The following is an 18,946-nucleotide window of genomic DNA, read 5'->3' on the forward strand; positions in this document are numbered from 1 at the left end:
CTATGGATAAGAAATCTGCTCGTATCCGTCGTGCGACCCGCGCACGTCACAAGCTCAAGGAACTGGGCGCGACTCGTCTGGTGGTACATCGTACCCCGCGTCATATTTACGCACAGGTAATCGCTCCAAATGGTTCTGAAGTTCTGGTAGCTGCATCTACTGTAGAAAAAGCTATCACTGAGCAACTGAAGTACACTGGAAACAAAGACGCCGCTGCAGCTGTAGGTAAAGCTGTCGCTGAGCGCGCACTGGAAAAAGGCATCACCGTTGTTGCTTTTGACCGTGCTGGTTTCCAATATCATGGTCGTGTCCAGGCACTGGCAGATGCTGCCCGTGAAGCTGGCCTTCAGTTCTAAGGTAGAGGTGTAAGATGTCTCACATCGAAAAACAAGCTGGCGAACTGCAGGAAAAGCTGATCGCGGTAAATCGCGTATCTAAAACCGTTAAAGGCGGTCGTATTTTCTCCTTCACTGCTCTGACAGTGGTAGGCGACGGTAACGGTCGTATTGGTTTTGGTTACGGTAAAGCGCGTGAAGTTCCAGCAGCGATCCAGAAAGCGATGGAAAAAGCCCGTCGCAACATGATTAACGTCGCGCTGAACCACGGCACCCTGCAGCACCCTGTTAAAGGTGTGCACACAGGTTCTCGTGTGTTCATGCAGCCGGCTTCCCAGGGTACCGGTATTATCGCCGGCGGTGCAATGCGTGCCGTTCTGGAAGTCGCTGGAGTTCATAACGTTCTGGCTAAAGCGTATGGTTCTACAAACCCGATTAACGTGGTTCGTGCAACTATCGATGGCCTGGCGAATATGAAGTCTCCAGAAATGGTCGCTGCCAAGCGTGGTAAATCCGTTGAAGAAATTCTGGGGTAATTGACCATGGCAAAGACTATTAAAATAACTCAAACCCGCAGTGCAATCGGTCGTCTGCCGAAACACAAGGCAACGCTGCTTGGCCTGGGTCTGCGTCGTATTGGCCACACCGTAGAGCGCGAGGATACTCCTGCTGTACGTGGTATGGTCAACGCGGTTTCCTACATGGTTAAAGTTGAGGAGTAAGAGATGCGTTTAAATACTCTGTCTCCGGCCGAAGGGTCTAAGCACGCGTCTAAGCGTCTGGGTCGTGGTATCGGTTCTGGCCTCGGTAAAACCGGCGGTCGTGGTCACAAAGGTCAGAACTCTCGTTCTGGCGGTGGCGTACGTCGTGGTTTTGAAGGTGGTCAGATGCCGTTATACCGTCGTCTGCCGAAATTCGGTTTCACCTCTCGCAAAGCAATGATCACGGCAGAAGTTCGTCTGTCCGATCTGGCGAAAGTTGAAGGCGACGTAGTTGACCTGAACACGCTGAAAGCAGCAAACATTATCGGTATTCAGATCGAGTTCGCGAAAGTGATCCTGTCTGGTGAGGTAACTCGTCCGGTAACTGTTAGCGGCCTGCGTGTCACCAAAGGCGCTCGTGCTGCTATCGAAGCTGCTGGCGGTAAAATCGAGGAATAAGTAGCAGATGGCAAAACAACCGGGATTAGATTTTCAAAGTGCTAAAGGCGGCCTCGGCGAGCTGAAACGCAGACTGATGTTTGTTATCGGTGCGCTGATTGTGTTTCGTATTGGCTCTTTTATTCCGATCCCTGGTATTGATGCCGCTGTGCTTGCCAAACTGCTTGAGCAACAGCGAGGCACCATCATTGAAATGTTCAACATGTTCTCTGGTGGTGCTCTCAGCCGAGCTTCTATCTTCGCGCTGGGTATCATGCCGTATATTTCGGCATCGATCATTATACAGCTGCTTACCGTGGTTCACCCCGCGCTGGCAGAGCTGAAGAAAGAAGGGGAATCTGGTCGTCGTAAGATTAGCCAGTACACCCGTTACGGCACTCTGGTGCTGGCAATATTCCAGTCAATCGGTATTGCTACCGGTTTACCGAATATGCCTGGTATGCAGGGCCTGGTGTTAAACCCAGGCTTTGCATTCTATTTCACCGCTGTTGTAAGTCTGGTTACCGGGACAATGTTCCTGATGTGGCTGGGCGAACAGATTACTGAACGCGGTATCGGCAACGGTATCTCAATCATAATCTTCGCGGGTATCGTTGCGGGTCTTCCGCCGGCCATTGGCCATACCATCGAGCAAGCAAGGCAAGGCGACCTGCACTTCCTCCTGTTGCTGTTGGTTGCAGTATTAGTATTTGCAGTGACCTTCTTCGTTGTTTTTGTTGAGCGTGGCCAGCGCCGCATTGTGGTCAACTACGCTAAACGTCAACAGGGTCGTCGTGTCTATGCTGCGCAGAGCACACATTTACCGCTGAAAGTGAACATGGCCGGGGTTATCCCTGCGATCTTCGCCTCCAGTATTATCCTGTTCCCGGCAACCATCGCGTCATGGTTCGGGGGCGGTACCGGTTGGAACTGGCTGACAACAATTTCGCTGTATTTGCAGCCTGGGCAACCGCTTTATGTGTTACTCTATGCGTCTGCAATCATCTTCTTCTGTTTCTTCTACACGGCGTTGGTTTTCAACCCGCGTGAAACAGCAGATAACCTGAAGAAGTCCGGTGCATTTGTACCAGGAATTCGTCCGGGAGAACAAACGGCGAAGTATATCGATAAAGTAATGACCCGCCTGACTCTGGTTGGTGCGCTCTACATTACCTTTATCTGCCTAATCCCGGAGTTCATGCGCGATGCAATGAAAGTACCGTTCTACTTCGGTGGGACCTCACTGCTTATCGTTGTTGTCGTTATCATGGACTTTATGGCTCAAGTGCAAACTCTAATGATGTCAAGTCAGTACGAGTCTGCATTGAAGAAAGCGAACCTGAAAGGCTACGGCCGTTAATTGTCGCTTGAGAAGTTACGGAGAGTAAAAATGAAAGTTCGTGCTTCCGTCAAGAAATTATGTCGTAACTGCAAAATCGTTAAGCGTGAAGGTGTTATTCGCGTGATTTGCAGCGTCGAACCGAAGCATAAACAGCGTCAAGGCTGATTATCTCGCATATTTTTCTTGCAAAGTTGGGTTGAGCTGGCTAGATTAGCCAGCCAATCTTTTGTATGTCTATGCGTTTCCATTTGAGTATCCTGAAAACGGGCTTTTCGGCATGGGACGCATAATCTAAATAGTAGGAGTGCATAGTGGCCCGTATAGCAGGCATTAACATTCCTGATCAGAAACATGCCGTGATCGCATTAACTTCGATCTACGGTGTCGGCAAGACTCGATCCAAAGCCATCTGCGCTGCGGCGGGTATCGCTGAAGATGTTAAGATCAGTGAGCTGTCTGAAGAACAAATCGACACGCTGCGTGACGAAGTTGCCAAATTTGTCGTTGAAGGTGATCTGCGCCGTGAAGTGAGTATGAGCATCAAGCGTCTGATGGACCTTGGTTGCTATCGCGGTTTGCGTCATCGTCGTGGTCTGCCAGTGCGCGGTCAGCGTACTAAGACCAACGCCCGTACCCGTAAGGGTCCGCGCAAACCGATCAAGAAATAATCGGGGTGATTGAATAATGGCAAAGGCACCAATTCGTGCACGTAAACGTGTAAGAAAAACAGTCTCTGACGGCGTGGCTCATGTCCATGCTTCTTTCAACAACACCATCGTTACTATTACCGATCGTCAGGGTAATGCGTTGGGTTGGGCAACTGCCGGTGGTTCCGGTTTCCGTGGTTCTCGCAAATCCACTCCGTTTGCAGCTCAGGTTGCAGCAGAGCGTTGCGCAGAAGCCGTGAAAGAATACGGTATCAAGAACCTGGAAGTTATGGTTAAGGGACCGGGTCCGGGTCGCGAATCTACCATTCGTGCTCTGAACGCCGCTGGTTTCCGCATCACTAATATTACTGATGTGACTCCGATCCCTCACAACGGTTGTCGTCCGCCGAAAAAACGCCGCGTATAACGCGTTCGTTTTCTAGGATTGTTGGAGAAAGAAAATGGCAAGATATTTGGGTCCTAAGCTCAAGCTGAGCCGTCGTGAGGGCACAGACCTGTTCCTTAAGTCTGGCGTTCGCGCGATCGATACCAAGTGTAAAATTGAACAAGCTCCTGGCCAGCACGGTGCGCGTAAACCGCGTCTGTCTGACTATGGTGTGCAGTTGCGTGAAAAGCAGAAAGTTCGCCGTATCTATGGTGTGCTGGAGCGTCAGTTCCGTAACTATTATAAAGAAGCAGCTCGTCTGAAAGGCAACACCGGTGAAAACCTGTTGGCTCTGCTGGAAGGTCGTCTGGACAACGTAGTTTACCGTATGGGCTTTGGCGCTACTCGTGCAGAAGCACGTCAGCTGGTTAGCCATAAAGCAATTATGGTAAACGGTCGCGTTGTTAACATCGCTTCTTATCAGGTAACTCCGAATGACGTAGTCAGCATCCGTGAGAAAGCCAAAAAGCAATCTCGCGTTAAGGCCGCTCTGGAGCTGGCTGAGCAGCGTGAAAAGCCAACCTGGCTGGAAGTTGATGCTGCCAAGATGGAAGGTGTGTTTAAGCGTAAGCCTGAGCGTACCGATCTGTCTGCCGACATTAACGAACACCTGATCGTCGAGCTTTACTCCAAGTAAAGCTTAGTACCAAAGAGAGGACACAATGCAGGGTTCTGTGACAGAGTTTCTAAAACCACGCCTGGTAGATATCGAGCAAGTGAGTTCGACGCACGCCAAGGTGACCCTTGAGCCGTTAGAGCGTGGCTTTGGCCATACTCTTGGTAACGCACTGCGCCGTATTCTGCTTTCATCGATGCCGGGTTGCGCGGTGACTGAGGTTGAGATTGATGGTGTACTGCACGAGTACAGCACCAAAGAAGGCGTTCAGGAAGATATCCTGGAAATCCTGCTCAACCTGAAAGGGCTGGCGGTAAGAGTTCAAGGCAAAGATGAAGTTATTCTTACCCTGAATAAATCTGGCATTGGCCCTGTGACCGCAGCCGACATCACCCATGATGGTGATGTCGAAATCGTCAAGCCGCAGCATGTGATCTGCCACCTGACCGATGAGAACGCCGCTATTAGCATGCGTATCAAAGTTCAGCGCGGTCGCGGTTATGTGCCGGCTTCTGCCCGAATTCATTCGGAAGAAGATGAGCGCCCAATCGGCCGTCTGCTGGTCGACGCCTGCTACAGCCCTGTAGAGCGTATTGCCTACAATGTTGAAGCAGCGCGTGTAGAACAGCGTACCGACCTGGACAAGCTGGTCATCGAAATGGAAACCAACGGCACAATCGATCCTGAAGAGGCGATTCGTCGTGCGGCAACCATCCTGGCAGAACAACTTGAAGCTTTCGTTGACTTACGTGATGTTCGTCAGCCGGAAGTTAAAGAAGAGAAACCAGAATTCGATCCGATCTTGCTGCGCCCTGTTGACGATCTGGAATTGACTGTCCGCTCTGCTAACTGCCTTAAGGCAGAAGCTATCCACTATATCGGTGATCTGGTACAGCGTACCGAGGTTGAGCTGCTTAAAACGCCTAACCTGGGTAAAAAATCTCTTACCGAGATTAAAGACGTGCTGGCTTCCCGTGGTCTTTCTCTGGGCATGCGCCTGGAAAACTGGCCACCGGCAAGCATCGCTGACGAGTAACCGGATCACAGGTTAAGGTTTTACTGAGAAGGATAAGGTCATGCGCCATCGTAAGAGTGGTCGTCAACTGAACCGCAACAGCAGCCATCGCCAGGCTATGTTCCGCAACATGGCAGGTTCACTGGTTCGTCATGAGATAATCAAGACGACCCTGCCTAAAGCGAAAGAGCTGCGTCGCGTAGTTGAGCCGCTGATTACTCTTGCCAAGACTGACAGCGTTGCTAATCGTCGTCTGGCATTCGCCCGCACTCGTGATAACGAGATCGTGGCAAAACTGTTTAATGAACTGGGTCCGCGTTTTGCGAGCCGTACCGGTGGTTACACTCGTATTCTGAAGTGTGGCTTCCGTGCAGGTGACAATGCTCCGATGGCTTACATCGAGCTGGTTGATCGCGCCGAGTCTCAAACAGAAGCTGCTGCAGAGTAATCTGTAGTAACGTAGAAAAACCGGGCTTGCCCGGTTTTTTTATATCTAAAATATCCCTTCCCTCACGCTTTCCTCGTATTCTTGTAGAACTCCCTGCTAACCAGAGGTTGTTATGTGGTTGCTCGATCAATGGGCTGAGCGGCATATTCTCGATGCCCAGCGCAATGGTGATTTTGATAGCCTGCCCGGCAGCGGCGAACCGATAATGCTTGATGATGACAGCCACGTACCACCCGAACTACGAGCGGGTTACCGTTTGCTGAAAAATTCGGGCTGTTTACCGCCTGAATTACAGCAACGAAGAGAGGCTCTGGAGCTGGTTGACCTGCTAAAAACGGTCCATGCTCAAAGCAAGGAATATCAGGAAATCAGTAAAAAGCTCAGTTTGCTTGAGCTTAAACTACGGCAGGCCGGGGTTAATACCGATTTTCTTCGTGGTGAGTACGGGGCTAAATTAATGCAGCACATTGGCGAGGAAAAATGATGTTTCGCATAGGTGAGTTGGCAAAACTGGCGAACGTGACGCCGGACACTATTCGTTACTACGAAAAGCAAAACATGATGGATCACGAAGTTCGCACGGAAGGTGGCTTCCGACTGTATAACGACAGCGACCTGCAGCGGCTTAAGTTCATTCGTTATGCCAAGCAGTTAGGATTTACCCTTGAGGCCATCCGCGAGCTACTTTCGATCCGTATCGATCCTGAACATCACACCTGCCAGGAGTCAAAAGGCATTGTGCAAAGCAGGCTGACGGAAGTGGAAGCAAAGATTAAAGAGCTACAAAATATGCGCCGTTCCCTGCAGCGTTTGAATGATGCATGCTGCGGAAGCGCGCACAGCAGCGTTTACTGCTCAATTCTGGAAGCCCTGGAGCAGGGAGCCAGCATCCGAAAATAGCCGCTTGATCTTTTATTGAGCGAGGAATAGACTCGCGCCGTTAATTTAACCGATATGGAGTGGATATGAGCAACAAATACCGCCATCAAAAAGGGCAAATCAAGGATAACGCCATCGAGGCGCTGTTACATGACCCATTGTTCAGGCAGAGAATCGAGAAGAATAAGAAAGGGAAAGGGAGCTATCAACGCAACGAGAAACATGGCAAACGGGGTAACTGGGAGGCCAGTGGCAAACAAGCAAAACGCTTTTTTACCACTGGCCTTCTGCTTTTAGCAGCCTGGATTAATCGCGTTGGTTCTGCTGTTTCAGCAGATCGCGAATTTCGCCCAGCAGAACTTCTTCTTTAGAAGGCGCTGCAGGTGCAGCCGGCTCTTCAGTCTTCTTACGGTTCAGCTTATTAATAACTTTAATTGCCATGAAAATAGCAAAAGCGACAATTACGAAATCAAAGATGTTCTGAATAAACACGCCGTAATGCATGACAACTGCAGGCACATCGCCCTGTGCGTCGCGCAGCGTTAACGCAAACTGTTTGAAATCAACACCACCAATCAGCAAGCCCAGCGGAGGCATAATTATATCCGCCACCAGTGAGGAAACGATTTTCCCGAATGCTGCCCCAATAATCACACCCACTGCCAAATCGACAACATTTCCGCGCATCGCGAATTCGCGGAATTCTTTTAAAATACTCATTTATCTCTCCTTGTACCGGCTGGCAGTTTTAATTCTAACAAAGGATGTCTTAATTGCCATAACCGTAGAAAATAAGAATGCTTTGTTAATTCCTTAATATTAAGAAGGGCTTATTACATTAAAGCGAGGCAACAACAACGGCTGCCCCGATTCTTTTACAGGAAGAAAGGACTTGGCTGGAACAACCGTTCAACGTCGCTGACAAATTTCTTATCCGTCAGGAACATAATGACGTGATCGCCCTGCTCAATACGCAGATTGTCATTGGCAATCATCACATCGTTGCCGCGAACAACGGCGCCGATAATCGTACCCGGCGGCAGTTTTATCTCGTCTATTACGCGCCCAACCACGCGAGAAGTACTTTCATCCCCGTGAGCAACCGCTTCTATTGCCTCGGCAACGCCACGGCGTAAAGAGGAAACACCTACAATATCGGCTTTTCGAACGTGACCAAGCAAAGCGGAAATCGTCGCCTGCTGCGGCGATATAGCGATATCAATCACGCTGCCCTGAACCAGGTCGACATAGGCTTTACGCTGTATCAGCACCATTACTTTTTTGGCACCCATGCGTTTTGCCAGCATGGCAGACATGATATTTGCTTCATCGTCGTTGGTGACAGCGATAAACAAATCGACTTGCTCAATATGTTCTTCGGCCAGCAGCTCCTGATCGGACGCATCACCGTAAAATACGATGGTATTTTGCAGCATTTCGGCCAGCTCGGAGGCCCGCTGCTGGTCGCGCTCGATAAGCTTCACGCTGTAATCTTTTTCCAGCCTGTGAGCCAAACCAGCGCCGATATTACCGCCGCCGACCAGCATAATGCGCTTATAAGGTTTTTCGAGACGCTGTAGCTCACTCATCACGGCACGAATATTTTGCGAAGCAGCGATAAAGAACACCTCATCGCCCGCTTCAACTATCGTCGAACCCTGGGGACGAATAGGGCGATCGTGACGGAAAATGGCTGCTACACGCGTATCGATGTGCGGCATATGCTCGCGCATTGTGGAGAGCGCATTACCCACCAGCGGGCCGCCATAATAAGCTTTTACCACGGCGAGGCTGACTTTCCCTTCCGCGAAATTCACAACCTGCAACGCACCCGGGTACTCAATCAGCCGGTAGATATTGTCGATAACCAGCTGCTCGGGCGCTATCAGGTGGTCGATAGGAACAGCTTCTGCATTGAAAAGCTTTTCCGCATCGCGCACGTAGTCCGGCGCACGAATACGTGCGATACGGTTTGGCGTGTTAAACAGCGAATAGGCAACCTGGCAGGCTATCATGTTCGTTTCATCGGAGCTGGTAACCGCAACCAGCATATCTGCGTCATCGGCACCGGCTTCACGTAGCACCCGGGGATGAGAACCATGCCCCTGCACTACGCGCAAATCAAACTTATCCTGCAGAATACGCAGGCGAGCCTGGTTGGTGTCGACCACGGTAATATCGTTGTTCTCGCCAACCAGGTTTTCCGCCAGAGTGCCGCCAACCTGACCGGCACCCAGAATAATTATTTTCATCGTTTATCGCTTCACGAGTGATGAAACCTAAGACTCAGCCTGAGGGGGAGTCAGCTCTTAATTAGCTTAGCGTAATAGAAGCCGTCGCCGTCTTCCGCCGCCGGCAGATTTTGAATACCCGGCGTTTTTTCATCACCGGTTTCAACCAGTTTCGCATCCGCATGGCGTGCCAGGAACGCGGTAACCTGTTCCTTGTTTTCTTCCGGCAGTACGGAGCACGTTGCGTACACCATCGTGCCGCCTGATTTAAGGTGAGGCCAGATAGCGTCCAGAATCTCTTTTTGCAAAGCAACCAGTTCAGGAATATCTCTGTCTCGGCGCAGCCATTTAATATCCGGGTGACGGCGAATAACGCCGGTAGCCGAACATGGCGCGTCCAGCAGAATACGGTCGAACTTAGCATCACCGCACCATTGAGCCGGGAAGCGCCCGTCGCCCAGTTTTACTTCGGCGTTCATACCCAGGCGCTCAAGGTTTTCATGCACGCGCTTCAGGCGCTGGGCGTCGACATCTACCGCCATAACCTTCGCGCCCGGAGCCGCTTCCAGGATATGAGTGGTTTTGCCGCCCGGAGCTGCGCAAAGATCCAAAATCGTTTCGCCGTTTTGCGGATCTAAAAGATCAACACAGCCCTGAGCCGAGGCATCCTGCACCGTAACCCAACCCTGTTCGAAACCGGGCAATGCGAGAACCGGAGCCGGTGAGTCAAGGCGTACAGCATCGCGATACTCAGGATGAGCGTGGCCTTCCAGACCTGCTTCTGCAAGCAGTTGCAGCCAGGCTTCTCGGGTATGGTGCTGGCGATTCACGCGCAGCCACATCGGTGGACGTTGGTTGTTCGCTTCTATAATGGCCTGCCAGCAATCCGGATAAGCCTTCTTCAGGCGCTGCAATAGCCAGGAAGGATGCAGGAAGCGGCTTTCATGCTTAGCCGCTTCAGCCATCAGGCTTTCCTGTTGGCGCTGGAACTGGCGCAGCACGCCGTTGATGAGGCCTTTAAAGGCCTGGCGCTTGATAGCGATTGCACCTTCAACGGTTTCCGCCAGGGCAGCATGAGCAGGAATACGGGTATACAGCAGCTGATAGAAGCCGACCATAATTAAGTAATGGATCGTACGCTGTTTGCCGGTCATCGGGCGGGACATCAACTTGCCAACCAGCCACTCAAGCTGCGGCAGAGTACGCAGCACGCCAAAGCACAGCTCCTGGAGCAGCGCTCTGTCTTTGTCAGACACTTTTTGCTGCATCGCAGGCAGTACATTACTTAATGATTGTCCCTGTTCGACAACCTGTTCAATCGTTTGGGCAGCCAGGCTGCGGAGGTTTTGTGTTTTTTTCATTACCGTGCTCTGGTTTTTCCAGCGCTATAAACAAAAATGCCCAGGTTACCCCGGGCGTGTAGATTCAACTGCTTCAGGCGAGAAGGGTTCCCGGCTCGAACCATTCACGGCGCGAGTTAAGAAGATCCTGAGCTTTCATGGCTTTTTTACCGGCAGGCTGCAGCTCTTCAAGATTGAGGATCTCGTCAGCGGTAGCGACCTGAATTCCTGCCTTACTGACTGCAACAATAGTGCCCGGTGCAGCGTCTGCCTGAGCAGGAATAACCGAGGCGCGCCAGACTTTCAGCGGCTGGCCGTCAATCTCGAGCCAGCTCATCGGCCATGGATTAAAAGCACGAATGCAGCGCTCCAGCTGTACCGCGGAGAGATTCCAGTCAATTCTCGCTTCTTCCTTGCTGAGCTTTTCAGCGTAGGTAACCAGCGCTTCATCCTGAACTTCCGGTTTTGCCGTTCCGCTGGCTAACTGTTGCAACGTGTTCAGCAGGCCTTCAGGGCCCAGACCGGCCAGCTTGTCGTACAGCGTACCGCTGGTGTCGTCCGCTTCAATCGGGCAGGAGAGCTTATACAGCATGTCGCCGGTATCGAGGCCAACGTCCATCTGCATGATGGTCACGCCGGTTTCAGCATCGCCAGCCCACAGAGAACGCTGGATAGGCGCCGCGCCGCGCCAGCGAGGCAGCAGAGAACCGTGTACGTTCACGCAGCCAAGGCGAGGCATCTCAAGTACGGCCAGGGGTAAAATCAGGCCATAAGCGACAACGACCATAACATCAGCATTGAGGTCGGCGACCAGCTGCTGGTTCTCGGCTTTGCGCAGAGTCGCAGGTTGGAATACAGGAATACCTTTCTCTTCTGCCAGCACTTTTACCGGGCTGGGCATGAGTTTTTTACCGCGGCCAGCCGGGCGGTCTGGCTGGGTGAATACGCCAACCACCTGGTGCTGAGAAGACAACAGCGCGTCAAGATGACGCGCTGCAAAATCGGGCGTTCCGGCGAAGATAATACGCAGTGAATCTGACACGTTGATTGTTGTCCTTAAGCTTTCGCTTTCAAACGGTCGAGTTTTTCAACTTTCTGACGAATACGTTGTTGCTTAAGCGGCGACAGATAATCAATAAACAGTTTACCGACCAGGTGATCCATTTCATGCTGAATACAGATAGCCAGCAGGCCGTCGGCTTCCAGCTCAAAAGGCTTACCGTTGCGATCCAGCGCGCGGATTTTCACTTTTTCGGCGCGCGGCACCAGAGCACGCTGCTCCGGAATCGACAGGCAGCCTTCTTCGATACCGGTCTCGCCGCTTTTTTCCAGCAGCTCCGGGTTGATCAGCACCAGCTGCTGGTCACGATTTTCGGAAACATCAATAACAATGATGCGTTGATGAATATCAACCTGCGTAGCCGCCAGGCCGATACCCTCTTCGTCATACATTGTTTCGAACATATCATCGACGATGCGCTGAATGTCCGCATTCACTTCTTCAACCGGCTTAGCGACTTTGCGAAGGCGCTCGTCGGGAATATGTAATACTTGCAAAACTGCCATAAATATCCAGAGCTGTGTTCAGTAGTAGAAAGGATTATTCCCTCTATTCTAGACATTTCCCCGGCTGATTGACAGCATCAGTGACCAATCGCAAGGATTGCTTTTACGGCCTGTGGCAGGGGGAAATGGTGTCGCGAACCGAGATTTGGCTGCGTCTTATGGCAGTTAAGGGACTGGGTGGAGATAAGTGCTTAAAAATAGCCCATTTCCTGCAACGATGCCCCGTGGTAGACGGAGAAAGCCTGCATGCATCGGGGTTAACCGCACGCGAACGGGCGTTATTTAAGGCCGTCGATGAGCGCCAGCTGGGGGCCAGCTTTGACTGGCTGAACAAGCCCGGCCAGTCACTCCTTACGGCAGAGGATGCTCATTATCCCGACCAGCTCAGGGCGATAAACGACTACCCGGCAGCGCTCTTTATCATAGGAAGCCCGGAGTTGCTCAGGCAGCATCAGCTGGCGGTGGTCGGGAGCCGCAATCTTTCCGATTATGGGGAACGCAACTGTAGGCAATTTTGTGAAGTTCTGGCCCAGTCAGGGCTGATTATTACCAGCGGGCTGGCGCTGGGAATAGACGGTGTTGCCCACCGCGCGGCGCTGCGGGTAAAGGGTAAAACAATTGCGGTATTGGGTAACGGCCTCGCGGGCGTGCACCCCAGGCGCCATTCGGCGATGGCCAGGCAGATAGCCGAACAAGGGGGCATCGTTCTTTCCGAGTTTCCTTTAGCCTGTACGCCATGGCCGTCGAACTTCCCGTGGCGCAATCGAGTTATCAGCGGCCTGAGCCGCGCCGTATTTGTGGTTGAGGCGGGAGAAAGAAGCGGGTCTCTGGTTACCGCTCGCTGCGCCATTGAGCAGGGAAGAGAGGTTTTTGCTTTGCCGGGCCCGGTCGGTAGCCCCGGCAGCGAAGGGCCGCACTGGCTTATCCAGCAGGGGGCCAATCTGGTACGTCATCCGCAGGATATCCTTGATTATCTGACATCGGAGCTATGCTGGCTCAGCGCTTCGCACGAAGTGCCAATGTATTCACCAAATGAACAGGAAGGCGCATTGCCATTTCCCCATCTGTTGGCTAACGTAGGAGATGAGGTTACACCTGTTGACGTCGTCGCTGAACTTGCCGGCCAACCTGTGCCAGAGACGGTAGCCCAACTGCTCGAACTGGAGTTAGCAGGATGGATCGCAGCTGTACCCGGCGGCTATGTCCGATTGAGGAGGGCATGCCATGTTCGACGTACTAATGTACTTATTTGAAACCTACATCCACAGCGAAGCAGAGATGCGCGTTGATCAGGATAAGTTGACGAGCGATCTCACCGACGCCGGTTTTGATCGTGAGGACATTTATAACGCGTTAGTGTGGCTTGAGAAGCTGGCCGACTACCAGGAGGGGTTGACCGAGCCGATGCAGCTTGCTGCCGATCCTCTTTCTATGCGGATCTTTACCGCAGAGGAGAGCCAGAGGCTGGATGCAGACTGCCGGGGTTTCTTATTATTCCTTGAGCAGATTCAGGTGCTGAACCTCGAAACTCGTGAAATGGTCATTGAGCGCGTGCTGGCGCTGGATACCGCTGAATTTGAACTGGAAGACCTGAAGTGGGTTGTACTGATGGTGCTGTTCAATATTCCGGGTTGTGAAAACGCTTACCAGCAAATGGAAGAATTACTCTTCGAGGCAAATGAAGGTATGCTGCACTAAATTGAGTTGCAGCATGAGATGTTATGGCCAAGTCAGCACTGTTTACGGTGCCCAAAAATGAGCCCTGCCCCCAGTGTGGGGCAGAGCTACTTATTCGTTCCGGCAAACACGGTCCCTTTTTGGGCTGTTCCCGCTACCCGGAATGCGATTATGTGCGCCCGCTAAAAAGCCAGGCCGACGGGCACATTGTTAAGGTGCTGGATGGTCAGCAATGCCCGCTTTGCCAGGCAACACTCGTCCTGCGTCAGGGGCGTTTCGGCATGTTTATCGGCTGCAGCAACTACCCCGAATGCGAGCACACTGAAATCATCGACAAACCTGATGAGACGGCAATCGCCTGCCCGCAGTGCCGGAAAGGCCAGCTGGTTCAGCGCCGTTCGCGTTACGGGAAAACATTCTGGTCTTGTGATTGCTATCCTGAATGCCAGTTTGTCATCAATTTTAAACCGGTCGCGGGCGTTTGCTCTGAATGCCAGTACCCGCTGCTTATTGAAAAGAAAACGGCGCAGGGCCTGAAGCGCTTCTGTGCCAGTAAACAATGTGGAAAGCCGGCAACGGCGGAACAAGCCAGTGAATAAAAACCTGCCTGAAGGCCAGCTCGCGCAGATCGTAACGGCCCTGAAACAACAACAAGTCATCGCTTACCCAACCGAGGCCGTTTTCGGCGTAGGTTGTGACCCGGATAGTGAACTCGCCGTCACCCGGCTGCTGGAGTTAAAGCAGCGCCCGGTAGAAAAAGGCCTGATCCTGATTGCGGCTGATTTCGAGCAACTGAAACCTTATATAGATGAGGCTGTGTTAACTGAAGAGCAGCGTCAGGCGGTTTTTGCCAGCTGGCCAGGTCCGGTCACCTTTGTCTTTCCTGCGCTGGCGAATACGCCGAAATGGCTGACCGGCCGCTTTGACTCGCTCGCGGTACGTGTTACCGACCATCCGCTGGTTAAAGAGCTGTGCCTCGCTTACGGCAAGCCTCTGGTTTCAACCAGCGCCAATCTTACCGGGCTGCCGCCGTGCCGTAGCGTCGAAGAAGTGCAGCAGCAATTTGGCAACGACTTCCCGGTGTTGATGGGCGATACCGGCGGGCGTCTGAATCCTTCCGAAATTCGCGATGCCTTAACCGGCGAACTGTTCCGCCAGGGGTAAATATGGAAACCTACGCCGTTTTTGGTAACCCAATTCAGCACAGCAAATCGCCGCTGATCCATCGCCTTTTTGCGGAGCAGATGGCAATTGAGCATCCTTACGGGCGAGTACTTGCCCCGCTGGATGCCTTTATTGAAACACTTGAGGCCTTTTTTGCCGAAGGTGGAAAGGGGGCCAACGTAACGGTTCCATTTAAAGAGCAGGCTTTTGCCCACGCGGATGAGCTAACCGAGCGTGCGGCGCTTGCGGGGGCAGTGAATACCCTGAAGCGTTTAGAAGACGGGCGTTTACTCGGGGATAATACCGACGGCATTGGCCTGCTGAGCGACCTTGAACGTCTTAAACTTATCAAGCCGGGTGCTCGCGTTCTGCTGGTGGGTGCCGGTGGTGCCGCTCGTGGCGTGTTGCTGCCGCTGCTGTCTTTGGATTGCGCGGTGACGATAACTAACCGGACATTTGCCAAAGCAGAAGAGCTCGCGCAGCTGTTTGGCCACACCGGAAGCGTGAATGCCGTAGCAATGGATGCCCTTGGCGGGCATGAGTTCGATCTGCTGATCAACGCGACCTCCAGTGGGATCGGCGGCGAGATCCCTGCGCTACCGTCCTCCCTTCTTTCTCATCGCGTCAGCTGTTATGACATGTTTTACCGTAAAGGGTTAACGCCTTTCCTTTCGTGGGCGGTAGAGGGTGGCGTTGTACACTATGCTGATGGGCTGGGTATGCTGGTGGGCCAGGCGGCGCATGCTTTTATGCTCTGGCATGGCAAACTGCCGGAAGTGGCACCGGTTATTACCGCGCTGAAAAGAGAAATGGCCGAATGAACCAGGCGATTCAATTCCCCGACCGTGAAGTCTGGGATGAATCTCTCCAGGCAATCTGCTTCCCGGCTCTGGTAAACGGCTTTCAGGTTAACTGTGCGATTTCGGCCGCCGCCGTTGCCACCCGCTTTGGTGGCAACAGTGCACAACAGTGGCTGGCGTTATTTCGCGAAAGCCGCTGGGATGTGGAAGAAGAGTTTGAAACTTTGATCCGCAGCGAACAGGAAGACTCTCAGGGTTGGTACTGGTTATCCTGAGCCAGGTATTCATCTTTCCAGCGTACATAGTTGTTGGCGGAATAAATTAACCCGGCCAGTTCGGCCTCCGTTAAACGACGAATCTGTTTCACCGGGCTGCCAAGATAGAGGTAGCCGCTTTCCAGACGCTTATTTTGCGGCACCAGGCTACCGGCTCCGATCATAACGTCGTCTTCTATTACTACTCCATCCAGCAGAATCGACCCCATTCCTACTAACACGCGGTTGCCGATGGCGCAGCCGTGCAGCATAACTTTATGCCCAACCGTCACATCTTCCCCAACCACCAGTGGATTGCCCTCGGGCTTATATGACGATTTGTGCGTAACGTGCAGCACGCTGCCGTCCTGAATATTGGTTCGCGCGCCGATGGAGACAGAGTTTACGTCGCCGCGAATGGCGACCAGCGGCCAGATACTGACATCATCAGCAAGTTTCACATCGCCGATAACCACGCTGGTGGGATCAACCATCACTTTTTGCCCAAGTTGGGGAAAGGTTTTTTGAAAAGCACGTAATACCGCAGACATAAACACCTCGGGAAATTCATTGCGTAACCAGACTCTGGCTGCTTTCTTGAGCAATGGCAAGGGAGTAAAGCGCTATAAAGGGGGCAGATCGAACAGGATCTCGACGAAAAGAGTGAAAACTAAACATTCGGAAAAAAAGATCGAAAAAGTACTTGTGCTAAAAATCGGGATCCCTATAATGCGCCTCCATCGAGACGGAACAGTGAATGACTTCACAAAATGTCCGGTTCGATAAAGAGAAAAAATCCTGAAAATCGGGGTTGACTCTGAAAGAGGAAAGCGTAATATACGCCACCTCGAGTTAGCAAGCGAAAGCGCGTAACTCACTGCTCTTTAACAATTTATCAGACAATCTGTGTGGGCACTCGCAGGATTGATATCTCAGCATCTTCGGATGCAAAAAAATATCAAGTCTTGAAGAGTGACTACTGATTTTATAAACAGTTTTAATTCTTTGAGCATCAAACACTTTTAAATTGAAGAGTTTGATCATGGCTCAGATTGAACGCTGGCGGCAGGCCTAACACATGCAAGTCGAGCGGTAACAGGGAGTAGCTTGCTACTTTGCTGACGAGCGGCGGACGGGTGAGTAATGTCTGGGGATCTGCCTGATGGAGGGGGATAACTACTGGAAACGGTAGCTAATACCGCATAACGTCGCAAGACCAAAGAGGGGGACCTTCGGGCCTCTTGCCATCGGATGAACCCAGATGGGATTAGCTAGTAGGTGGGGTAATGGCTCACCTAGGCGACGATCCCTAGCTGGTCTGAGAGGATGACCAGCCACACTGGAACTGAGACACGGTCCAGACTCCTACGGGAGGCAGCAGTGGGGAATATTGCACAATGGGCGCAAGCCTGATGCAGCCATGCCGCGTGTGTGAAGAAGGCCTTCGGGTTGTAAAGCACTTTCAGCGAGGAGGAAGGCATTGAGGTTAATAACCTCAGTGATTGACGTTACTCGCAGAAGAAGCACCGGCTAACTCCGTGCCAGCAGCCGCGGTAATACGGAGGGTGCAAGCGTTAATCGGAATTACTGGGCGTAAAGCGCACGCAGGCGGTTTGTTAAGTCGGATGTGAAATCCCCGGGCTCAACCTGGGAACTGCATTCGAAACTGGCAAGCTTGAGTCTTGTAGAGGGGGGTAGAATTCCAGGTGTAGCGGTGAAATGCGTAGAGATCTGGAGGAATACCGGTGGCGAAGGCGGCCCCCTGGACAAAGACTGACGCTCAGGTGCGAAAGCGTGGGGAGCAAACAGGATTAGATACCCTGGTAGTCCACGCCGTAAACGATGTCGACTTGGAGGTTGTGCCCTTGAGGCGTGGCTTCCGGAGCTAACGCGTTAAGTCGACCGCCTGGGGAGTACGGCCGCAAGGTTAAAACTCAAATGAATTGACGGGGGCCCGCACAAGCGGTGGAGCATGTGGTTTAATTCGATGCAACGCGAAGAACCTTACCTACTCTTGACATCCAGAGAACTTTCCAGAGATGGATTGGTGCCTTCGGGAACTCTGAGACAGGTGCTGCATGGCTGTCGTCAGCTCGTGTTGTGAAATGTTGGGTTAAGTCCCGCAACGAGCGCAACCCTTATCCTTTGTTGCCAGCGGTTCGGCCGGGAACTCAAAGGAGACTGCCAGTGATAAACTGGAGGAAGGTGGGGATGACGTCAAGTCATCATGGCCCTTACGAGTAGGGCTACACACGTGCTACAATGGCGCATACAAAGAGAAGCGACCTCGCGAGAGCAAGCGGACCTCATAAAGTGCGTCGTAGTCCGGATTGGAGTCTGCAACTCGACTCCATGAAGTCGGAATCGCTAGTAATCGTAGATCAGAATGCTACGGTGAATACGTTCCCGGGCCTTGTACACACCGCCCGTCACACCATGGGAGTGGGTTGCAAAAGAAGTAGGTAGCTTAACCTTCGGGAGGGCGCTTACCACTTTGTGATTCATGACTGGGGTGAAGTCGTAACAAGGTAACCGTAGGGGAACCTGCGGTTGGATCACCTCCTTACCTAAAAGATACAAACCCGCGTAGTGCTCACACAGATTGTCTGATAGAAAACGAGCAGTAAAACCTTATAGGCTTGTAGCTCAGGTGGTTAGAGCGCACCCCTGATAAGGGTGAGGTCGGTGGTTCAAGTCCACTCAGGCCTACCAAATTCTCCCTGATACTGCGTTATGAAATAACTCACATACTTTAGTATGCTTCGTTATTCCATGCCTTGTCTCAGAACGAATTGCATTTTCTTTTTCGGAAGAAAAAGGAAAGGCCTCAGTGTGAGTGGTAATCAAAGGTTTTACGAAATCGATGGGGCTATAGCTCAGCTGGGAGAGCGCCTGCCTTGCACGCAGGAGGTCAGCGGTTCGATCCCGCTTAGCTCCACCATCATTTCATGCACCAAACCTACTTCAGAGTGTACCGGCAACGGTGTACTGCGAAGTATTTGCTCTTTAACAATCCGGAACAAGCTGAAAATTGAAACGACACACTGT

Annotated in this window: 26 protein-coding genes, 2 tRNA genes and 1 rRNA gene; 23 read left to right on the top strand and 6 right to left on the bottom strand. The window is 52.1% G+C overall.

The features are described 5' to 3' along the window. Positions 1-2 precede the first annotated feature (2 nt). The 14 genes from rplR (at position 3) to FOC35_RS10690 (ending at position 7,237) form a co-directional block, all read left to right on the top strand. Positions 3-356, top strand: coding sequence for a 50S ribosomal protein L18 (gene rplR, locus FOC35_RS10625; protein ID WP_008457177.1), 354 nt, complete (start codon positions 3-5; stop codon positions 354-356). A gap of 14 nt (positions 357-370) precedes the next feature. Then, positions 371-871 carry a 30S ribosomal protein S5 gene (gene rpsE / locus FOC35_RS10630; RefSeq protein WP_016538460.1) on the top strand — a complete coding sequence of 167 codons (501 nt, stop codon included), beginning with the start codon at positions 371-373 and terminating at the stop codon, positions 869-871. Between the two features lie 6 nt (positions 872-877). Continuing rightward, positions 878-1,057: a 50S ribosomal protein L30 gene (gene rpmD / locus FOC35_RS10635; protein WP_004846568.1), complete on the top strand. Its 180-nt coding sequence runs from the start codon at positions 878-880 to the stop codon at positions 1,055-1,057. Positions 1,058-1,060: 3 nt separating this feature from the next. Continuing rightward, the gene (gene rplO / locus FOC35_RS10640) at positions 1,061-1,495 is read left to right on the top strand and encodes a 50S ribosomal protein L15 (protein WP_008457184.1); all 435 of its coding nucleotides are present in this window, start codon (positions 1,061-1,063) and stop codon (positions 1,493-1,495) included. Between the two features lie 7 nt (positions 1,496-1,502). Continuing rightward, positions 1,503-2,834: a preprotein translocase subunit SecY gene (gene secY, locus FOC35_RS10645; RefSeq protein WP_008457186.1), complete on the top strand. Its 1,332-nt coding sequence runs from the start codon at positions 1,503-1,505 to the stop codon at positions 2,832-2,834. A 30-nt stretch (positions 2,835-2,864) separates the two neighbouring features. Further along, entirely contained in the window at positions 2,865-2,981 is a 117-nt protein-coding gene (gene rpmJ / locus FOC35_RS10650) for a 50S ribosomal protein L36 (protein ID WP_039898881.1), read from the top strand. Positions 2,982-3,127: 146 nt separating this feature from the next. Next, on the top strand, positions 3,128-3,484 hold the full coding sequence (gene rpsM, locus FOC35_RS10655; RefSeq protein ID WP_008457189.1) for a 30S ribosomal protein S13: 357 nt from the start codon (positions 3,128-3,130) through the stop codon (positions 3,482-3,484). A gap of 16 nt (positions 3,485-3,500) precedes the next feature. Further along, a complete protein-coding gene (rpsK, locus tag FOC35_RS10660; protein ID WP_008457192.1) occupies positions 3,501-3,890 on the top strand; it encodes a 30S ribosomal protein S11 in 390 nt (129 codons plus the stop codon). 34 nt (positions 3,891-3,924) lie between these two features. Next, positions 3,925-4,545 carry a 30S ribosomal protein S4 gene (gene rpsD, locus FOC35_RS10665; protein ID WP_008457194.1) on the top strand — a complete coding sequence of 207 codons (621 nt, stop codon included), beginning with the start codon at positions 3,925-3,927 and terminating at the stop codon, positions 4,543-4,545. 25 nt (positions 4,546-4,570) lie between these two features. Then, the gene (gene rpoA / locus FOC35_RS10670) at positions 4,571-5,560 is read left to right on the top strand and encodes a DNA-directed RNA polymerase subunit alpha (protein WP_002919219.1); all 990 of its coding nucleotides are present in this window, start codon (positions 4,571-4,573) and stop codon (positions 5,558-5,560) included. A gap of 40 nt (positions 5,561-5,600) precedes the next feature. Next, complete coding sequence (rplQ, locus tag FOC35_RS10675) at positions 5,601-5,987, top strand: 50S ribosomal protein L17 (protein WP_039898879.1); 387 nt, start codon at positions 5,601-5,603, stop codon at positions 5,985-5,987. Between the two features lie 112 nt (positions 5,988-6,099). Further along, entirely contained in the window at positions 6,100-6,471 is a 372-nt protein-coding gene (locus FOC35_RS10680; RefSeq protein ID WP_172568880.1) for a DUF1992 domain-containing protein, read from the top strand. Beyond that, a complete protein-coding gene (gene zntR, locus FOC35_RS10685) occupies positions 6,471-6,887 on the top strand; it encodes a Zn(2+)-responsive transcriptional regulator (protein ID WP_039898877.1) in 417 nt (138 codons plus the stop codon). Before FOC35_RS10680 ends, zntR begins: the two co-directional genes overlap by 1 nt. 65 nt (positions 6,888-6,952) lie before the next feature. Next, positions 6,953-7,237, top strand: coding sequence for an alternative ribosome-rescue factor A (locus tag FOC35_RS10690; RefSeq protein ID WP_071704118.1), 285 nt, complete (start codon positions 6,953-6,955; stop codon positions 7,235-7,237). Here FOC35_RS10690 and mscL read toward each other — a convergent pair. The 5 genes from mscL to def form a co-directional block, all read right to left on the bottom strand. Further along, complete coding sequence (gene mscL, locus FOC35_RS10695) at positions 7,173-7,586, bottom strand: large-conductance mechanosensitive channel protein MscL (protein WP_016538455.1); 414 nt, start codon at positions 7,584-7,586, stop codon at positions 7,173-7,175. The two genes, FOC35_RS10690 and mscL, sit on opposite strands and share 65 nt — an antisense overlap. Positions 7,587-7,741: 155 nt before the next feature. Next, positions 7,742-9,118, bottom strand: a complete 1,377-nt coding sequence (gene trkA / locus FOC35_RS10700) for a Trk system potassium transporter TrkA (protein WP_016538454.1) — start codon at positions 9,116-9,118, stop codon at positions 7,742-7,744. 50 nt (positions 9,119-9,168) lie between these two features. Continuing rightward, on the bottom strand, positions 9,169-10,458 hold the full coding sequence (rsmB, locus tag FOC35_RS10705; protein ID WP_172568881.1) for a 16S rRNA (cytosine(967)-C(5))-methyltransferase RsmB: 1,290 nt from the start codon (positions 10,456-10,458) through the stop codon (positions 9,169-9,171). Between the two features lie 73 nt (positions 10,459-10,531). Continuing rightward, positions 10,532-11,479 (bottom strand): methionyl-tRNA formyltransferase, encoded by a 948-nt coding sequence (gene fmt / locus FOC35_RS10710; protein WP_172568882.1) that lies wholly within the window; start codon positions 11,477-11,479, stop codon positions 10,532-10,534. Positions 11,480-11,493: 14 nt separating this feature from the next. Continuing rightward, positions 11,494-12,003 carry a peptide deformylase gene (gene def, locus FOC35_RS10715; RefSeq protein WP_016538451.1) on the bottom strand — a complete coding sequence of 170 codons (510 nt, stop codon included), beginning with the start codon at positions 12,001-12,003 and terminating at the stop codon, positions 11,494-11,496. 128 nt (positions 12,004-12,131) lie between these two features. On the opposite strand from def, the gene dprA reads away from it, so the two are divergent. The 6 genes from dprA to FOC35_RS10745 are packed head-to-tail and all read left to right on the top strand — an operon-like array spanning position 12,132 to position 15,919. Continuing rightward, complete coding sequence (gene dprA / locus FOC35_RS10720; protein WP_172570352.1) at positions 12,132-13,256, top strand: DNA-protecting protein DprA; 1,125 nt, start codon at positions 12,132-12,134, stop codon at positions 13,254-13,256. Next, positions 13,228-13,701 carry a DUF494 family protein Smg gene (smg, locus tag FOC35_RS10725; protein ID WP_039898875.1) on the top strand — a complete coding sequence of 158 codons (474 nt, stop codon included), beginning with the start codon at positions 13,228-13,230 and terminating at the stop codon, positions 13,699-13,701. The genes dprA and smg overlap by 29 nt, the downstream gene beginning before the upstream one ends. 23 nt (positions 13,702-13,724) lie before the next feature. After that, entirely contained in the window at positions 13,725-14,279 is a 555-nt protein-coding gene (locus FOC35_RS10730) for a type I DNA topoisomerase (RefSeq protein WP_172568883.1), read from the top strand. Then, positions 14,272-14,844: an L-threonylcarbamoyladenylate synthase type 1 TsaC gene (tsaC, locus tag FOC35_RS10735; RefSeq protein ID WP_172568884.1), complete on the top strand. Its 573-nt coding sequence runs from the start codon at positions 14,272-14,274 to the stop codon at positions 14,842-14,844. Before FOC35_RS10730 ends, tsaC begins: the two co-directional genes overlap by 8 nt. A 2-nt stretch (positions 14,845-14,846) precedes the next feature. Then, complete coding sequence (aroE, locus tag FOC35_RS10740; RefSeq protein ID WP_016538446.1) at positions 14,847-15,665, top strand: shikimate dehydrogenase; 819 nt, start codon at positions 14,847-14,849, stop codon at positions 15,663-15,665. Then, complete coding sequence (locus FOC35_RS10745) at positions 15,662-15,919, top strand: DUF1488 domain-containing protein (protein WP_016538445.1); 258 nt, start codon at positions 15,662-15,664, stop codon at positions 15,917-15,919. The genes aroE and FOC35_RS10745 overlap by 4 nt, the downstream gene beginning before the upstream one ends. Here FOC35_RS10745 and FOC35_RS10750 read toward each other — a convergent pair. Then, complete coding sequence (locus tag FOC35_RS10750; protein ID WP_039898873.1) at positions 15,895-16,449, bottom strand: gamma carbonic anhydrase family protein; 555 nt, start codon at positions 16,447-16,449, stop codon at positions 15,895-15,897. The genes FOC35_RS10745 and FOC35_RS10750 overlap by 25 nt on opposite strands. Positions 16,450-16,922: 473 nt before the next feature. On the opposite strand from FOC35_RS10750, the gene FOC35_RS10755 reads away from it, so the two are divergent. From FOC35_RS10755 to FOC35_RS10765, 3 genes are all read left to right on the top strand, one after another. Then, positions 16,923-18,464 (top strand): 16S ribosomal RNA (locus tag FOC35_RS10755). Between the two features lie 69 nt (positions 18,465-18,533). Further along, positions 18,534-18,610 (top strand) — tRNA-Ile (locus tag FOC35_RS10760). Positions 18,611-18,763: 153 nt separating this feature from the next. Continuing rightward, positions 18,764-18,839: transfer RNA gene (locus tag FOC35_RS10765), tRNA-Ala, on the top strand. The last annotated feature ends 107 nt before the right edge of the window (positions 18,840-18,946 follow it).

Origin of the sequence: Cedecea sp. FDAARGOS_727 (assembly GCF_012273235.1) — a bacterium.
GTDB classification, from domain to species: Bacteria; Pseudomonadota; Gammaproteobacteria; order Enterobacterales; family Enterobacteriaceae; genus Cedecea; species Cedecea davisae.

Bases quoted from the DNA above. Each gene is read 5' to 3' on its own strand.
- rpsE (WP_016538460.1), top strand. From the start codon at position 371: ATGTCTCACATCGAAAAACAAGCTGGCGAACTGCAGGAAAAGCTGATC.
- rpsK (WP_008457192.1), top strand. From the start codon at position 3,501: ATGGCAAAGGCACCAATTCGTGCACGTAAACGTGTAAGAAAAACAGTC.
- smg (WP_039898875.1), top strand. From the start codon at position 13,228: ATGTTCGACGTACTAATGTACTTATTTGAAACCTACATCCACAGCGAA.
- trkA (WP_016538454.1), bottom strand. From the start codon at position 9,118: ATGAAAATAATTATTCTGGGTGCCGGTCAGGTTGGCGGCACTCTGGCG.
- aroE (WP_016538446.1), top strand. From the start codon at position 14,847: ATGGAAACCTACGCCGTTTTTGGTAACCCAATTCAGCACAGCAAATCG.
- rpmD (WP_004846568.1), top strand. From the start codon at position 878: ATGGCAAAGACTATTAAAATAACTCAAACCCGCAGTGCAATCGGTCGT.
- rplR (WP_008457177.1), top strand. From the start codon at position 3: ATGGATAAGAAATCTGCTCGTATCCGTCGTGCGACCCGCGCACGTCAC.
- rpoA (WP_002919219.1), top strand. From the start codon at position 4,571: ATGCAGGGTTCTGTGACAGAGTTTCTAAAACCACGCCTGGTAGATATC.
- rsmB (WP_172568881.1), bottom strand. From the start codon at position 10,458: ATGAAAAAAACACAAAACCTCCGCAGCCTGGCTGCCCAAACGATTGAA.
- FOC35_RS10730 (WP_172568883.1), top strand. From the start codon at position 13,725: ATGGCCAAGTCAGCACTGTTTACGGTGCCCAAAAATGAGCCCTGCCCC.
- zntR (WP_039898877.1), top strand. From the start codon at position 6,471: ATGTTTCGCATAGGTGAGTTGGCAAAACTGGCGAACGTGACGCCGGAC.
- rpsD (WP_008457194.1), top strand. From the start codon at position 3,925: ATGGCAAGATATTTGGGTCCTAAGCTCAAGCTGAGCCGTCGTGAGGGC.
- rpmJ (WP_039898881.1), top strand. From the start codon at position 2,865: ATGAAAGTTCGTGCTTCCGTCAAGAAATTATGTCGTAACTGCAAAATC.
- FOC35_RS10690 (WP_071704118.1), top strand. From the start codon at position 6,953: ATGAGCAACAAATACCGCCATCAAAAAGGGCAAATCAAGGATAACGCC.
- rplO (WP_008457184.1), top strand. From the start codon at position 1,061: ATGCGTTTAAATACTCTGTCTCCGGCCGAAGGGTCTAAGCACGCGTCT.
- FOC35_RS10750 (WP_039898873.1), bottom strand. From the start codon at position 16,449: ATGTCTGCGGTATTACGTGCTTTTCAAAAAACCTTTCCCCAACTTGGG.
- rplQ (WP_039898879.1), top strand. From the start codon at position 5,601: ATGCGCCATCGTAAGAGTGGTCGTCAACTGAACCGCAACAGCAGCCAT.
- def (WP_016538451.1), bottom strand. From the start codon at position 12,003: ATGGCAGTTTTGCAAGTATTACATATTCCCGACGAGCGCCTTCGCAAA.
- mscL (WP_016538455.1), bottom strand. From the start codon at position 7,586: ATGAGTATTTTAAAAGAATTCCGCGAATTCGCGATGCGCGGAAATGTT.
- secY (WP_008457186.1), top strand. From the start codon at position 1,503: ATGGCAAAACAACCGGGATTAGATTTTCAAAGTGCTAAAGGCGGCCTC.
- FOC35_RS10745 (WP_016538445.1), top strand. From the start codon at position 15,662: ATGAACCAGGCGATTCAATTCCCCGACCGTGAAGTCTGGGATGAATCT.
- FOC35_RS10680 (WP_172568880.1), top strand. From the start codon at position 6,100: ATGTGGTTGCTCGATCAATGGGCTGAGCGGCATATTCTCGATGCCCAG.